Below are 14,746 nucleotides of genomic sequence, written 5' to 3' on the forward strand. Positions count from 1 at the left end.
GCGTTCATTCTGAGCCATGATCAAACTCTCAAGTTTATGTCACAAAATCATCGCAGTGGAATTCCACGATAATCTCGCTCATCTCAAGGAGCCGCTCTGCACAATATCTTTCAGACGCCTCACCCAGCCAAAGCCGAATGAAACGTCCATTACGTATGGATACGTGAAGGACATATGAGAACGACTTAGCTTTAACCGAATTACCAACGCCTTGAAAACGTTGGACCCGGAGCCGCCGCCCACATGTCCCTTCATCTAAACCGACAATGTCAAAGAGCGCAAAATACCGACGCTAAGGAAATGCCCTTCTTTCAAAGAGCCCCTCGGCGCCGACAATTTGGTGACTGCAGAAGCGAACCGTGTGGTCCGTCGCTGCGGTGGCACCCCTCTAGGTCCCACCCTTGATTCGGTCAAACCCTTTTTTGCACTTTTCTTTCAATTGCGCGTCAAACCCGCACAAATCCTCGGATCTCCACGGATCTGATCGAACCTACGGTTGGGTGGGCCGCGCCAGGCGTGAGTCGCTCAGCGCGTCCCGCCGGCTTGACCGAGTCGGGGCAGGCTCCCCCTGCCCCGTCCCATCATGCCTTGGCGCGCGCGCGCTTGGGGGCGGCCGCTGCGGCGACATCCTCTTCCTCGTCGGGCTGATCCTCGCCCGCTTCGGTCAGCGCCTCGCCCAGTGTCTTGAGCTTTTCCTGGTTGGTCTCGGCCTTGTCGGCGATCCGCGTCGTCGCGACACCGAGACGGTGGAGCAGCGCATGGATGCGGTCGGCGTCGGGCTCGGCGCGCTCGAGCTGCTTGCGCAGCGATCCGAGGTCACGGAGGATGCCCTTGGCGCCGGGCGTGTCGATCTCTGCCAGGGCAGCTTCCCAATCCTCGATCAGGTCGGCGCCCTTGTCGGGCTTGGTCGACGCGATGCCGCGATTGAGCGCGTTGGTCGTCCCGGCGAACTTGATAGCCATGCTCACTTCCTCACTGTTGCAATGGCTCTCCAACGACACGGATGCGAGCTCAGATCCGCCAAAAGGCACTTCTTTATCTCTACTTGACACCGATCAAGGTGTGGAACCGACCGTGCAAATCCGCGTGCATCTTGCCGACCCGGCGCATTGGTGCGCACGATGGGGGGACGACAGAAAAGGACCGCCATGCCGCTGTATGAAATCGACGGACTTCGCCCCACGCTGGGCGACGCCACCTGGATCGCGCCGAGCGCCGAGCTGATCGGCGACGTCCAGCTACACGACGACGTCAGCATCTGGTTCGGCGCGGTACTGCGCGGCGACAACACGCCGATCGTCGTCGGCGCGCGCAGCAACGTCCAGGAAGGGGCGATGTGCCATTCGGACCCGGGAGCCCCGCTCACGATCGGCGCGGACTGCACGATCGGGCATCACGCGATCCTGCACGGCTGCACGATCGGTGACCGGGTGCTGATCGGGATGGGAGCGATCGTGCTCAACCGTGCCGAGATCGGCGAGGGATCGATCGTCGGCGCGGGCGCGCTGGTCACCGAGGGCAAGATATTCCCCCCCGGCAGCCTGATCGTCGGCTCGCCTGCACGCGCGGTGCGGACGCTCGACGACGCGGCGCAGGCGATGTTGCGTGTATCGGCCGAGCATTATGTCGCCAACGGCCGCAAATATGCCGCCGGGCTCAAGCGGATCGACTGAGCCCCCTCCCCCGCGCCATGCGGGGGAGGCAGCGCAGGCTCAGCGGGCGCGCGTCGCCCAGGCGGCGATGTCGCCGCGGATCCGCGCGTTGACCATCCGCCGTGCCGCCATCGACGCGACCGTCGCCTTGGCGCCGCCGCGCGCCGCGGGCGGCAGATTGTCGGTGGCAAAGGCGGTGATCTTCGCCGGCATCGCGGGATCGTCCGACCCGGCGCCGAGGCTCGCGACGAAGCCCGCACGCGTGCTCGTCTCGACCAGCGTGTTGACCAGCGGCAGATGCGCCACCGCGAAGCCGAACGCCATGTCGGGATGGCCGCGGGCAATCGACTTCAACAGGCTCGCCTTTTGCGGCGCGGTGAAGCGGTCGGTGGTCAGCAGGTCGAGCGCGCGCTGCGCCAGCGCATCGTCGTCGGCGGCACCGAGCAGCCGGACATAGCCGTTCTTCACCACCGGGTTCTTCTCGGCGAGCGTCAGACGCAGCAAGGCATCCCATTCGGCCGGCGTGGCATTGGTCGCATAGGTGCCAAGGATCGGCTGGCGGATCGCCGCCGGGATCGCCTCGGAGTTGGTTGCCAGCGCCGCGCCATAGGCACGCGCCTTGGCGACGGTTGCCGGATCGCCCGCGTCGCCCAGTACCGCGATCAGCGTCTCGCGCAGCGTCGCGACGAGCGGTGACTCGGCCTTCTCGGCCTTCAACCCGACGCGCTGCATCGCCGGCGCCAGCGTCGCGATGATCCGCGCGCGCATCGCCTGCTTGGCCGCGCCCTTGGGGAGGCGTCCTTCGAGATCGGACAATTGCCCGGCGATCGTCTGCCACAGCAGCGGATTTGCATCGGGGCCGACCGCGGCGATGTCGGCAAAATAGCGGTCGAGCTTCTGGTTGCCGCCCTTTGCCAGCGCGAAATCGTCGCCGAGCGTGCCGAGCTGGTCGGTCAGCGCGAGCGAGGCGAAGTCGCGCACGATCGCGTCATGCGCCGGCTGGCTGTACAGCACCCGCGCATAGCTGCCCTTGTCGCGATTGAGCACGAGCGTGCCGCACCCGGGCACGCTGACCGTCGTCGGCTTGGCGCCGCGGATCGTCGCGCGTGTGACCGGCTGGCCGACCATGCCGAGCGTCAGCGGCACGCGCCAGGTCTGCGCCTGCTTGGCGGTCGCGTCGTAACCGAAGCGCCCCTGCGTCAGCGTCACCTGCGTCGCGCCGCCGACGCAGCGTGCGCCGGTCATCGTCACCAGCGGGACGCCGGCCTGCAGCGTGAAGTCGTGCGCGACGTCGGCGACGGGCTTGCCCGCGGCGGCCGACAGTTCGGCCCACAGCTGGTCGGTCGTGGTGTTCCCGTACTTGTACTTCGCCATGTAGCGGCGGATGCCGTCGCGGAACACGTCGGGGCCGAGCGTCGACTCCATCATGCCGATGACCGCCTGCCCCTTCGAATAGGTGATCCCGTCGAACGCTTCGCCAATCTGGTCGACCGTCTCGACATGGCGGATGATCGGATGCGTCGCGGCGGTCGCGTCGACCTGCAGCGCGCCCTCGCGATCCTGCGCCACCGCGGTCGCGCCGGCGAACCAGTCGGGGTTGAGATCGACGCTCGACTTGTTCTCCATCCACGAGGCGAAGCCTTCGTTGAGCCAGAGATCGTCCCACCACTTCATCGTGACGAGATCGCCGAACCACTGATGCGCCATCTCATGCGCGACGACGGTGTAGATGCGCTGCTTGCCGCTCTGCGTCGCGCGCTTCTGGTCGTAGAGCAATTCGGGCTCGAAATAGAAGATCGCCCCCCAATTCTCCATCGCGCCGAAGAACTGGCTCGAGCCCGGGCCGGCGATCATGTCGAGCTTGGGCAGCGGGTAGGGCTGGCCGAAATAGTCGTTGTAATAGGTCAGCAGGCGCTTGGCCGATTCGAGCGCGTAATCGCCCTGGTCGACGACGCCGCGGCGCGTGATGACGCCGATCTCGGTCTTGCCCGCCATCACCGTCTTGCGCTCGACATCGCCCATGCCGAGGAAGAGCAGGTAGCTCGACATCTTGGGCGTCTCGGCGAAATGATACAGCTTGGTGCCGTCGCCCTGCTTGGTCATGCTGGCGACGGGCATGTTGGAGAAAGCGCTCTGGTCGCCGGGCGCGACCGCGCTGAGGCGGAAGGTCGCCTTCAGGCCGGGTTCGTCCCACATCGGCGCGAAGCGGCGCGCGTCGGGCGCTTCGAACTGCGTGACCAGCATCCGCGACGACGAGCCGTCGGGATTGCCGTAATCGATCGCGAACAGGCCGGCCGCCGACGTGTTGATCGTCCCCGTCCAGGCGAACTGGACGCGGTGCTGCCCCGCCGCGAGCGCGCTCGGCAGCGTCAGCGTCAATTGCTGCTTGGTCGCATCGATCGCGAACGGGACGGCGGCGCCATCGACCATCGCGCGGGAAATCTTGAGATCGGCAGCGTCGAGGACGATCGTCCTGGTCGCGCGGGCGACGGCGATCGTGACGGTCTCTTCGCCCGAGAAGGTCATCGCCTTGGCATCGGGCCGGACGGTGATGTCGTAGGAGACCGGGGCGATGCCCTCCGGCAACTGTCCCGCGGCGAAGGCCGGAGTCGCGGTTCCGAGCAACAGGGCGGCGGCAAGGCTAAGCTTCACTTGGTTACTCCGGAAACAAACAGATACAGGCCGCCATAACCCTTTCGTCGTGCGTGGCAAATCCAGCATGCTGGACAGTCCTTTCGGTTGCGCTATGAAACGGACATGAGCACTCCGCCCCTCCTCTCGTCGCTGCGGCTTCCCGTCATCGGCTCGCCGCTGTTCATCATCTCCGGTCCCGAACTGGTGATCGCGCAGTGCAAGGCGGGGATCGTCGGATCCTTCCCCGCGCTCAACGCGCGACCGCAGGCGATGCTCGACGAATGGCTCCACCGCATCACCGAGGAACTGGCGGCACATAACCGCGACCATCCCGAGCGGCCGGCTGCGCCGTTCGCGGTCAACCAGATCGTCCACCGCTCGAACGAACGACTCGAAGCCGATCTCGCGACCTGCGCCAAATGGCAGGTGCCGATCGTGATCACCTCGCTCGGCGCGCGCGAGGATCTCAACACCGCGGTGCACAGCTGGGGCGGGATCACGCTGCACGACGTGATCGACGACCGCTTTGCGCGCAAGGCGATCGAAAAGGGTGCCGACGGGCTGATCGCGGTCGCCGCCGGTGCGGGCGGGCATGCCGGACGGCTGTCGCCCTTCGCGATCATCCAGGAAATCCGCCAGTGGTTCGACGGGCCACTCGCGCTGTCGGGCTCGATCGCGACCGGCGACGCGGTGCTCGCGGCGCAGGCGATGGGCGCCGACTTCGGCTATATCGGGTCGCCCTTCATCGCATCGGTCGAGGCCAATGCCGAGTCGGCGTACAAGCAGGGCATCGTCGAGGGCAAGGCTGCCGACATCGTCTATTCGAACCTGTTCACCGGCGTGCACGGCAACTATCTGCGCGCCTCGATCGTCGCTGCCGGGATGGACCCCGATGCGCTGCCCGAGGGCGATCTCAAGACGATGGACTTCGGCACCGGCAATGGCGCCAAGCCAAAGGCATGGAAGGAAATCTGGGGATCGGGCCAGGGCATCGGCGTGATCGACCGGGTCGAGCCCGTCGCGGCGATGGTCGACCGGCTCGAAGCGCAATATCGCGCGGCGCGGGCGCGGTTGAAGCTTTAGCCTAGAAGGCGAGCGCCAGGCGCTGGTGCAACGAGCGGACCGGGCTGTCGAACGTCGAAATCCGCTCGGCCTGCGCCTGATCGAGCATGGCGACCCGGCGATGCAGGTCGATGCTCGCCGTGATCAGCGTGCGCGCCGTCTCGGGCATTTGCGCGAGTGCGCTATGGTCGCTGACGGGCGCCGCGCCGAGCCGCCGCGACGGATCCAGCGCATCGCCCGGGCCCATCTCGCCGGCATCGACCGCGCGCTGGGTCAGCAGCCATGCAATGATGTGCATCAGCCGCGTCGTAACCTTGAGCGACTCGCAGCTGAACGCGACCCGTGCGATCGGGTCGAGCGCCTCGCGTTCGACACGTCCGCCCTCGTCAAAATAACTGCGGGTCTCGTCGGCGAGCAGCATGGCATCGATGTAGAGCGTGTCGATGACGCGTCGTGTCATACGTGAATCGGAATAGGGTCGCCACATCCCGCATCCCTGTCATAAACACGCCGCACGCGACAGAGCCGCGCGGCTGAATTTCCTCAGATCGTCCCACTTTGGAACGGTTTCGGCGTCACGCGATGATGTCGGGAATCATCTGGTCCTCGAGCATCACGATCTCATCGCGTAACCGCAGCTTGCGCTTCTTGAAGCGCGCGAGCTGGAGCTGGTCGGCCGACGCTCCGGACAGTAGCGCGGCGATGGCGGAATCAAGATCGCGGTGCTCGACGCGCAAGACCTCGAGCCGCTTGGCGATAAGGCTGTCGTCCACTCGCTTCCCCTTTGGGCCGCCATAGCAAATCGGCGCCACCAAACACGGATAAAATCGCCCGGTCGCGCGAATCGGTGCGCGCGTCGCGAACGTGTGATTTCGGCAGGAGACAATTCACCGCGAGCGTGGTTTTATAGCCCTCCCCCAAGCAGCATATGAAGGAGGTACGCATCCCATGCAGACCGCGCATCACTCGGCCCTGGCGGCCAAGCATGCAGTCCTCGATCAGCAGATCGCGACCGAAACGCAGCGTCCGCTGCCCGACGCCGTGACCCTCGCCGCGCTCAAGAAGCAGAAACTCCGGATCAAGCAGGAATTGGCGCAAATCTGATCGCGCCAAGGGCTCGGGCAAAGGTGCCCGGGCCCATCGCGGCGGGCAGGCCGACGATGGTCGAGCACCACGCCGGCACCGCATTTGGCGCTGTGATCAGCGCTGCTCGCGCGGGAAAATGGGTTTTACGAACACCGGCGTTTGCTTGCCCTGGCCGACCGGCTTGCGCGCGAGCATCGGGTCGATCTGTCGGTCGAACGCAACGCCGATTCGCCCGGCTGTGCACCACGCCACCTGGCCCGGTACCCATCCGACGCCGCGAACGTCGAATTCCACCCGGACACCCTGCGGCAGGTCCTCGGGACACTCCGCCATCAGGCCGCCCGAGGAAAGGTTGCGAACGCGCAGCGGCCGGACCGCCCGCTGTCCCTCCAGCCGAAAATCGGCCGTCAGAAACAGGCTGTCGCGAGAGTCCTGACGGTTATGCTGCCCGTCCTCGCTCTCCGAGTCGAAAGGGTCCTGCGAAAACTGTTCCATCGCGCGAGTCTAGATCAACCTCCGTTTTAGGACCTCCTCGATAGCCGAAAATGGTGCAGGAGGTCTTAAGACAGAGGCCCGATCAATCTTCGCGTGAGATCTTTTCGTGCCGCTCGTGGCGCTCCTGCGCCTCGACCGTCATCGTCGCGATCGGGCGCGCCTCGAGCCGGGCGAGCGAAATCGGCTCGCCGGTCACTTCGCAATAGCCATATTCGCCCTCGTCGATCCGCCGCATCGCCGCCTCGATCTTCGAGATCAGCTTGCGCTGCCGGTCACGGGTGCGCAGCTCGATCGACCAGTCGGTCTCGCTCGACGCGCGATCGGTCAGGTCGGCCTCGCGCAGCGTGTCGACCTGCAATTGCGACAGCGTACCGGCCGCCTCGCGCAGGATCGAATCCTTCCAGCCCTGCAACTTCGTCCGGAAATAGTTTTGCTGACGGGGGTTCATGAACTCCTCGTCTGCGCTGGGTCGATAGCCGTCGTCACCGCCGACCTGCGGCACTACGAACTTTTCGGAGTCATCCACTCGGTTCAAGACTGTCGCCATCCCATTTTCTCCCACGGCCGCGCGGTGCCTTGCGCACCGCGGGTCCGCCCCCGGGTTAACTTGCGTCGAGCGCGCCTATAGCCATGCCCTTGATGCTCCACAAGCAATCCGATGCAATCCCTGCAAAGATCGTGAAGCGTATACGATAGCCGATCTTTCGGACCGACCAGTCACGCGCGGTGGAGCAAGGAACTCGGTCATTCTGTCCCGAAGCGAAACATTATCCACGCTGAGCGCGGGATGCTCGTATCGAAACGCTGGAAGTGGCGGCAAAGCAGGGTTAACAAGCTTGCCCTTAACGCCTTGTTCGGCATTTAGTGCAAAGCAACACGTCGGCTACAACCCGGAAACCGGTGACTAGTCCGGCGGCGGCAATAGGAAAGTGACATCATGTCGGTGCGGATGGCCTTGGCGAAACTTTGTGCCTGTGCATGTGGCGGCGCGATCGTCGGCGGTGGCGCGGTCCACGTTGCCGACACGGCGCGGGCTCGCGCGGCGTATGTCCACAAGACGACCAAGCGCATCGTCCGGCGCACCACGGTCGCGACCGTCGTACCGCGCAGCCGTACCGGCGCCCGCGTTCGTCGCGTGGTGACGACGACGCGCACCGCAGCTGCGCCGCAGGTCGTGGTGGTGACCTCACAAGGCGCGCCGATCCCGCTTCCCCCGCCCGCATTCAGCGGCTCGTCGGGCGGCGGCAGTGGCGGCCTCGCAGTCATCGGCGGCGGCTTCGGCGGCGGTGGCGGTTTCTTCTCGGGCGGCTTCTTTGGTGGCGGCGGCGGCGGTGGCGGCGGCAACATCAGCATCTCGTCGACCTCGACCGGCGGCACGAGCAGCGGAACGATCGTCAACGTCTCGTCGGGCGGATCGTCGACCAGTTCCTCGACCAGCGGCGGATCGACCTCGACCGGCGGTTCCTCGACCTCGAGCGGCGCCGTGTCGAGCACTTCGTCGAGCGGTGCCGTCAGCAGCACCTCGTCGTCGGGCGGCAGTGGCGGCTCCTCGACCAGCACCGGCGGTGCGACGGTCTCGAGCACATCCTCGACCGGCGGCTCCTCGTCGAGCGGCAACGTTTCGTCGGCGTCGGGCGGCAGCAGCGGCGACGTGTCATCCTCGTCGGCATCGAGCGGCAACGTGTCGTCCTCGTCCAGCGGCAACGTCTCTTCGGCGTCGAGCGGCAACGTCTCGTCGGCAAGTTCGACCAGTTCGGCCAGCAGCAGCAGCGCATCGTCAGCCAGCTCGAGCAGCTACGGATCGAGCAGCCACGGCTGGGGATCGAGCGGCTGGAACCACGGCAGCAGCAGCTATGGCAGCTCGAGCTGCGGCGCCGGCTGCGTCCCGGGCGACCCGGACGGTCCGCCCACGCCGGTCCCGGCACCGCCCATGATCTTGCTGTTCGGCGCCGCCGCAGCAGCGCTGGTGGCACGCAAGCGCTTCACCAAGGGCGCCGCCGTTCCGGTCTGATCCTCGGTCGACGCACGACGACAAGACGGGCTCCCTCCAATCTTGGCGGGAGCCCGTTTCGATTCAGGCCGCCTGGAGCGCCTTTTCGATCTGGTCGATCGGATGACCGGTCAGGTCCTTGTCGAGCTCGCCGGTCAGCCGCGCACTCACCTCGCTGTGATAATGCTTGCGCAATTCGCCGAGCGTACGCGGCGGCGCGACGATGATCAGCGACTCATAATCGTTCGCCAATGCGCGCTTCTTGAGCACGGCCGCGGTGTCCGCCGCGAAGCGATCTTCCTCCTGCTGGTGGAAGTCGACCTCGGCCATCGAATTGTGGCCGCCGCCGACGCTCGACGACGAGCGACCGGCATGATCGGTCTTCTGCTCGCCGTCGCTCGGATTGTTCTGCTCGACCGCGCGCTCGACGACGAGATTGGGGTGCGTCGCATCGCCCTCGTTGCGCAAGAACAACGACTTGCGGCCATCCGCGACGAGCACGACGGCGTTGTGGGAAATCTGCATGAGCGAGCACCTCTTATGGTTGTCGATCCTTTGCGAACGCCCGCGCGCGGCTTGGGTTGCGCGCATGCGGCAGGCTGGGCATAGCCTGCGACCATGCATGACATCCGTTCGATCCGCGAAAACCCTGCCGCCTTCGACGCCGCGCTGGCCCGGCGCGGCCTGTCGCCCCTCGCCGCCGGACTCGTCGCGCTGGACGAGCGGCTTCGCGCGCTGATCACCGAGGCGCAGACCGGCCAGGCGCGCCGCAACGAGGCGTCGAAGGCGATCGGCGCGGCGAAGGCCAAGAAGGACGACGCCACCGCCGCGAGCCTGATGGCCGAGGTCGCGGCGATCAAGGAGCGGATGCCCGCGGTCGAGGCCGAGGAAAAGGATGTCGCGGCACAGTTGAAGGCCGCACTGGACATCATCCCCAACCTGCCCGCCGACGACGTGCCGCACGGCGCAGGCGAAGAAGACAATGTCGAGGTCGCCCGCTGGGGAACGCCCCGCACCTTCGACTTCACGCCGCGCGAACATGCCGATCTCGCGCCTGAGCTCGGGATGGATTTCGAAACCGGCGCGCGGCTCTCGGGTGCGCGTTTCACCTTCCTGCGCGGAGATATGGCGCGTCTGCACCGCGCGCTCGGCCAGTTCATGCTCGACGTCCAGACGCGCGAGCATGGCTATGAGGAATGCAACCCGCCCGTGCTCGTCAAGGACGAGGCGATGTACGGCACCGACAAGCTGCCGAAGTTTGCCGAGGACAGCTTTAAGACTACTCTTAACATCAACCGTGACTGGGTTGACGAGCAGGTCGAGCACGCGATGGCTAACTTATATCGCGAATACCCTGAGCTTTCTGCTGCAGATCTGGAAAAAGTGAAGCGGAAAACTGTCGCCAGAGTTCTCAAGACGAATTCGGAAGGAACATCTTACTCGCGTCGTTGGCTCATTCCAACCAGCGAAGTCTCGCTCACTGCCAGTGTCATGGGCGAACTGCTCGACGAAAGCGTGCTCCCGCTGCGCCTCACCGCGCTGACGCTGTGCTTCCGCTCCGAAGCGGGCGCAGCCGGGCGCGACACCCGCGGCTTCATCCGCCAGCATCAGTTCGAGAAATGCGAGCTCGTCAGCGTCGTGCGCCCCGAGGACAGCGAGACCGAGCACCAGCGCATGGTCCGCTCCGCCGAGACGATCCTCGAACGCCTGAACCTGCCCTATCGCAAGCTGTTGCTGTGCACCGGCGACATGGGCTTCGGCGCGCGCAAGACCTACGACCTCGAGGTCTGGCTGCCGGGCCAGAACGCGTATCGCGAGATCAGCTCCTGCTCGAACACCGGCGCGTTCCAGGCGCGGCGGATGAACACGCGCTACCGCGTAGCGGGTGAAAAGAAGACCGAGTTCGTCCACACGCTCAACGGCTCGGGGCTCGCGGTCGGGCGGACGCTCGTCGCGGTGCTGGAAAACTACCAGAATCCGGACGGCAGCGTCACGGTGCCGGAGGCGCTGCTACCGTACATGGGCAGTGTGACGCGGCTGGAGCCAAAGGCCTGACACCCTGCCCTCCTTTCCGTTCGTGCTGAGCCTGTCGAAGCACTGCTCGCCGCCCACACACCGTACCGTGTGGCACGCAGCCCTTCGACAGGCTCAGGGCGAACGGGGGTTGGTTAGAATTTGAAAGACATCCGATGCGCATCCTGCTCACCAACGACGACGGCTATCACGCGCCCGGCCTCAAGGTGCTCGAAACGATCGCCGCAACGCTGTCCGACGACGTGTGGATCGTCGCGCCGGCCGAGGAGCAATCGGGGGCGGGCCATTCGCTGACGCTCACCCGCCCGATCCGCGTCCGCCAGCATGGCGAGAAGCGCTTTGCGGTCGCCGGCACGCCGACCGACGCGGTGATGATGGCGCTCGCCAGGATCCTGCACGAGCACAAGCCCGACCTGATCCTGTCGGGGGTCAATCGCGGTGCCAACCTCGCCGAGGACGTGACCTATTCGGGTACCGTCTCGGCGGCGATGGAGGGTGCGCTGGCGGGCGTGCGCTCGATCGCGCTGAGCCAGGTCTATGACAAGCAGGGGATGGGCGACGCCGTGCCGTTCGACACCGCCGCCGCCTGGGGCGAGCGCGTGCTGCGGCCGCTGATCGACGCGCCGCTCGCGCCGCGCACGCTGATCAACGTCAACTTTCCCGCGGTCGCCGCCGATGCGGTGAAGGGCGTTCGGGTCGCGCAGCAGGGCCTGCGCGACTATGGCCGGCTGCAGATCGTCACCAATCGCGATCCGCGCGGCTACGAATATCACTGGTTCGCGCTCGCCGGCACGGTCGAGACGCCGGCGCATGCGACCGATCTCGAGGCGGTTGCCGACGGCTTCGTCGCAGTGACGCCGCTGCATCTCGACCTGACACATCAGCCGTCAGTTGCTATGCTTAACGCTCTATACGCCTAGGGGTGGGCAGCAGGAGGGGCTGAGGATGGGGCATCGCAGAGACATCAGCTTGGCGGCGACGCTGTTGCTGACGATGCTGACCGCCTGCATCCCCAACCCCGATCGTCCCGATGGCGGCTATCGCCCGCCGCGCGACCGCTATGACGATCCGCCGCGCGATGCCCCGCGCCGCGACGACCGTTATACTGCGCCCGTCGAGCGCTACGAACCCCGCCGGATTGACGAAGGCGTCTCCGCCTTGCCCGCGCCCCCACCCGCCTGGCAGGCCCGCCCGGTCAGCCCCGACGCCCCAACGGTCCCGGCGACCAGCTACGTCGTCCGCCCGGGCGACACGCTTCGTGCCATCGCCGATCGCACCGGTTCCGGCTCCGAAGCGATTGCGCGGGCCAATGAACTCGCGCCGCCGTTCGTCGTGCGCAGCGGCCAGCGGCTGACGATCCCCGGTGGGCGCTACCATCTCGTCCGCGCCGGGCAGACCGGGATCGCGATCGCCCGCGCTTACGCCGTCGACTGGTCGCGGATCATTTCCGCCAACGATTTGCGCGAGCCCTACACGCTGCGGGTCGGCATGCGCGTGCTGATCCCCGGCACCACCGGCAGCAGCACCGCTGCCGAGCGCGCGGCGGCCTTCCGCCTCGACATCGACGATCTCGTGACCGGCAGCGAGCCGGCGCTCGCCGCGGACGAGCGCCCGGTCCGCGCCGCCGCCTCGCCGCGCCGCGTGCTGGCCTCGACCCAGGCGCTCGCCGAGCCGACGCGGCTGACCAGCGGCTTCGACTGGCCGGTGCGCGGGCGGATCATCACCCGCTTCGGCCCCGGCGCGTCGGGCGAGAAGTTCAACGGCGTCAACATCGCGGTGCCGCTCGGCACGCCGATCCTCGCCTCGGCCGACGGGGTGGTCGCGTATGCCGGCAGCGGCGTACCGACGCTCGGTGGGCTGGTGATCGTCAAGCATGGCGCGAGTTGGGCGACGGTCTACGGCAATGCCAGCCAACTGCTCGTCCGCCGCGGCCAGGCGGTCAAGCGCGGCCAGACGATCGCGCTGTCGGGCGATTCCGGATCGGCGAGCCGGCCCGAGGTGCATTTCGAGATGCGCAAGGGCCGCAGCCCGGTCGATCCGCAACGGCAATTGCCCGCGATGTGAAGCCCGGCGCCGCGCATGCCCCGCGCGGGGATGACAAGCCGGCCTGTTCTCCGTTAGGTGTCCGCCATCATGACCGAGCACAGATCCGATCTCCTCCGCCTCCTGTCGGAACGCGGCTACATCCACCAGACGACCGACGCGGCGGCGCTCGATGCGCTTGCGGCGAAGCAGGTCGTGCCCGGCTATATCGGCTTCGATCCGACCGCGCCGTCGCTCCACGTCGGCAGCCTGGTGCAGATCATGCTGCTGCGCCGGCTCCAGCAGGCGGGGCACAAGCCGATCGTGCTGATGGGCGGCGGCACCGGCAAGATCGGCGACCCGAGCTTCAAGGACGAAGCGCGCAAGCTGCTCGACCATGACGGGATCGCGCACAACGTCTCCTCGATCCGCCGGATCTTCGAACGCTTCCTGACCTTTGGGGACGGGCCGTCGGACGCGGTCATGCTCGACAATGCCGAATGGCTCGACAAGCTCGAATACATCCCCTTCCTGCGCGACGTCGGCCAGCATTTCTCGGTCAACCGGATGCTCGGCTTCGATTCGGTCAAGCTGCGGCTCGACCGCGAGCAGTCGCTGTCGTTCCTCGAATTCAACTACATGATCCTGCAGGCGTACGACTTCCTCGAACTGTCGCGCCGCGCCGGGTGCCGGCTGCAGATGGGCGGATCGGACCAGTGGGGCAATATCGTCAACGGCATCGAGCTCGCGCGGCGGATGGACTCGACCGAGGTGTTCGGCATCACCACCCCGCTGATCACCACCGCCGACGGCGGGAAGATGGGCAAGACCATGTCGGGCGCGGTGTGGCTCCACGAGGACCAGCTGCCGCATTACGATTACTGGCAATTCTGGCGGAATACCGACGATCGCGACGTCGGGCGCTTCCTGCGGCTGTTCACCGACCTGCCGCTCGACGAGATCGCCCGGCTCGAAGCGCTCGAGGGCGCTGAGATCAACGCCGCCAAGATCGTGCTCGCCAATGCCGCAACGACGATGTGCCGGGGTGAAGCCGCGGCGATCGAGTCGGCCGAGACTGCGCGGCGGACCTTCGAGGAGGGCGCTGCCGGCGGCTCGCTGCCGACCTTCACCGTGGCCGGCGACATCGGCATCGTCGATGCGCTGATCGGCCTGGGCTTCGCGGCCTCGAAGGGCGAGGCGAAGCGGCTGATCAAGGGCGGCGGCGCGCGCGTCGGTGCCGACAAGGTCAGCGACGAGGCGATGATCGTGACGGTCGGCGACGAGCCGGTACGGATCGCCGCTGGCAAGAAAAATCACGGCCTGCTCGTCCGGAGCTGAAGAAAGTATACGGATTTTACGAAGTAACTCCGCATTAAGCGGGTTCGTTGCGTCCTACTTCACACCCATGGCCGTAGCGTCATCCTGTCCCGGCAAAAGGGTAAGTGATGGGTAAGGCATTGGGATTAACGCCGGTGGACAGTCGTTCGCTGGTTCGAGACGAAGTCCACTATCGTGCGCGGGCGTTCGGGCCAGACGCACGACAGGTAACACTGTTGATCGTCAACCTGTCGGCGGCGGGACTGATGGCGCGTGCCGACCTGCCCTATGCGGTAGGAGACCGGATGCGCGTGACGCTACCGATCGTCGGCGTCCTCGTCGCCGAGATTCGCTGGTCGCTCGGCGGAAGAATCGGCTGCGAGTTCGATGGTCCGATCCCCCTCGCCGACTATTACGAGTTGCTCGCGACGCTGCTTAAGCCGCTGTAAGCAGC

At 66.3% G+C, this 14,746-nt stretch carries 17 protein-coding genes; 9 read left to right on the top strand and 8 right to left on the bottom strand.

Annotated elements, in window-relative coordinates; all coding sequences use genetic code 11:
* Nucleotides 1-581 precede the first annotated feature (581 nt).
* Complete coding sequence (locus U1872_RS14595) at nt 582-962, bottom strand: hypothetical protein (RefSeq protein WP_332793647.1); 381 nt, start codon at nt 960-962, stop codon at nt 582-584.
* Between the two features lie 186 nt (nt 963-1,148).
* Here U1872_RS14595 and U1872_RS14600 point away from each other — a divergent pair, with 186 nt between their 5' ends.
* Entirely contained in the window at nt 1,149-1,673 is a 525-nt protein-coding gene (locus U1872_RS14600; RefSeq protein ID WP_332793648.1) for a gamma carbonic anhydrase family protein, read from the top strand.
* 39 nt (nt 1,674-1,712) lie between these two features.
* Here U1872_RS14600 and U1872_RS14605 read toward each other — a convergent pair whose 3' ends face one another.
* Nucleotides 1,713-4,304 (bottom strand): M1 family metallopeptidase, encoded by a 2,592-nt coding sequence (locus tag U1872_RS14605; protein ID WP_332793649.1) that lies wholly within the window; start codon nt 4,302-4,304, stop codon nt 1,713-1,715.
* 105 nt (nt 4,305-4,409) lie between these two features.
* On the opposite strand from U1872_RS14605, the gene U1872_RS14610 reads away from it, so the two are divergent.
* On the top strand, nt 4,410-5,369 hold the full coding sequence (locus U1872_RS14610; protein WP_332793650.1) for an NAD(P)H-dependent flavin oxidoreductase: 960 nt from the start codon (nt 4,410-4,412) through the stop codon (nt 5,367-5,369).
* A gap of 1 nt (nt 5,370) precedes the next feature.
* Here U1872_RS14610 and U1872_RS14615 read toward each other — a convergent pair whose 3' ends face one another.
* Both U1872_RS14615 and U1872_RS14620 read right to left on the bottom strand, forming a co-directional pair.
* Complete coding sequence (locus U1872_RS14615; protein WP_332793651.1) at nt 5,371-5,808, bottom strand: DUF1465 family protein; 438 nt, start codon at nt 5,806-5,808, stop codon at nt 5,371-5,373.
* Nucleotides 5,809-5,923: 115 nt separating this feature from the next.
* On the bottom strand, nt 5,924-6,121 hold the full coding sequence (locus U1872_RS14620; RefSeq protein ID WP_332793652.1) for a YdcH family protein: 198 nt from the start codon (nt 6,119-6,121) through the stop codon (nt 5,924-5,926).
* Nucleotides 6,122-6,296: 175 nt separating this feature from the next.
* Here U1872_RS14620 and U1872_RS14625 point away from each other — a divergent pair, with 175 nt between their 5' ends.
* A complete protein-coding gene (locus U1872_RS14625; RefSeq protein ID WP_332793653.1) occupies nt 6,297-6,452 on the top strand; it encodes a YdcH family protein in 156 nt (51 codons plus the stop codon).
* A gap of 96 nt (nt 6,453-6,548) precedes the next feature.
* Here U1872_RS14625 and U1872_RS14630 read toward each other — a convergent pair whose 3' ends face one another.
* The 3 genes from U1872_RS14630 to U1872_RS14640 form a co-directional block, all read right to left on the bottom strand.
* On the bottom strand, nt 6,549-6,929 hold the full coding sequence (locus U1872_RS14630) for a PilZ domain-containing protein (protein WP_332793654.1): 381 nt from the start codon (nt 6,927-6,929) through the stop codon (nt 6,549-6,551).
* An 82-nt stretch (nt 6,930-7,011) separates the two neighbouring features.
* Entirely contained in the window at nt 7,012-7,476 is a 465-nt protein-coding gene (gene dksA / locus U1872_RS14635; protein ID WP_332793655.1) for an RNA polymerase-binding protein DksA, read from the bottom strand.
* 314 nt (nt 7,477-7,790) lie between these two features.
* On the bottom strand, nt 7,791-8,633 hold the full coding sequence (locus U1872_RS14640; protein WP_332793656.1) for a hypothetical protein: 843 nt from the start codon (nt 8,631-8,633) through the stop codon (nt 7,791-7,793).
* Here U1872_RS14640 and U1872_RS14645 point away from each other — a divergent pair.
* The gene (locus U1872_RS14645; protein ID WP_332793657.1) at nt 8,611-8,940 is read left to right on the top strand and encodes a hypothetical protein; all 330 of its coding nucleotides are present in this window, start codon (nt 8,611-8,613) and stop codon (nt 8,938-8,940) included. The two genes, U1872_RS14640 and U1872_RS14645, sit on opposite strands and share 23 nt — an antisense overlap.
* 63 nt (nt 8,941-9,003) lie before the next feature.
* On the opposite strand, the gene U1872_RS14650 is transcribed toward U1872_RS14645, so the two are convergent.
* On the bottom strand, nt 9,004-9,444 hold the full coding sequence (locus U1872_RS14650) for a host attachment family protein (RefSeq protein WP_332793658.1): 441 nt from the start codon (nt 9,442-9,444) through the stop codon (nt 9,004-9,006).
* A 93-nt stretch (nt 9,445-9,537) separates the two neighbouring features.
* Here U1872_RS14650 and serS point away from each other — a divergent pair, with 93 nt between their 5' ends.
* The 5 genes from serS to U1872_RS14675 all read left to right on the top strand — a co-directional run bounded on the left by serS (nt 9,538) and on the right by U1872_RS14675 (nt 14,741).
* Complete coding sequence (gene serS, locus U1872_RS14655) at nt 9,538-10,974, top strand: serine--tRNA ligase (protein ID WP_332793659.1); 1,437 nt, start codon at nt 9,538-9,540, stop codon at nt 10,972-10,974.
* A 134-nt stretch (nt 10,975-11,108) separates the two neighbouring features.
* Nucleotides 11,109-11,873 (top strand): 5'/3'-nucleotidase SurE, encoded by a 765-nt coding sequence (gene surE / locus U1872_RS14660; RefSeq protein ID WP_332793660.1) that lies wholly within the window; start codon nt 11,109-11,111, stop codon nt 11,871-11,873.
* 25 nt (nt 11,874-11,898) lie between these two features.
* Complete coding sequence (locus tag U1872_RS14665; RefSeq protein WP_332793661.1) at nt 11,899-13,017, top strand: peptidoglycan DD-metalloendopeptidase family protein; 1,119 nt, start codon at nt 11,899-11,901, stop codon at nt 13,015-13,017.
* Between the two features lie 69 nt (nt 13,018-13,086).
* Nucleotides 13,087-14,313, top strand: a complete 1,227-nt coding sequence (gene tyrS / locus U1872_RS14670; protein WP_332793662.1) for a tyrosine--tRNA ligase — start codon at nt 13,087-13,089, stop codon at nt 14,311-14,313.
* 134 nt (nt 14,314-14,447) lie between these two features.
* Nucleotides 14,448-14,741 (top strand): PilZ domain-containing protein, encoded by a 294-nt coding sequence (locus tag U1872_RS14675; protein ID WP_332793663.1) that lies wholly within the window; start codon nt 14,448-14,450, stop codon nt 14,739-14,741.
* The last annotated feature ends 5 nt before the right edge of the window (nt 14,742-14,746 follow it).

Origin of the sequence: Parasphingomonas frigoris, from assembly GCF_036663815.1 — a bacterium.
GTDB lineage: Bacteria > Pseudomonadota > Alphaproteobacteria > Sphingomonadales > Sphingomonadaceae > Sphingomonas.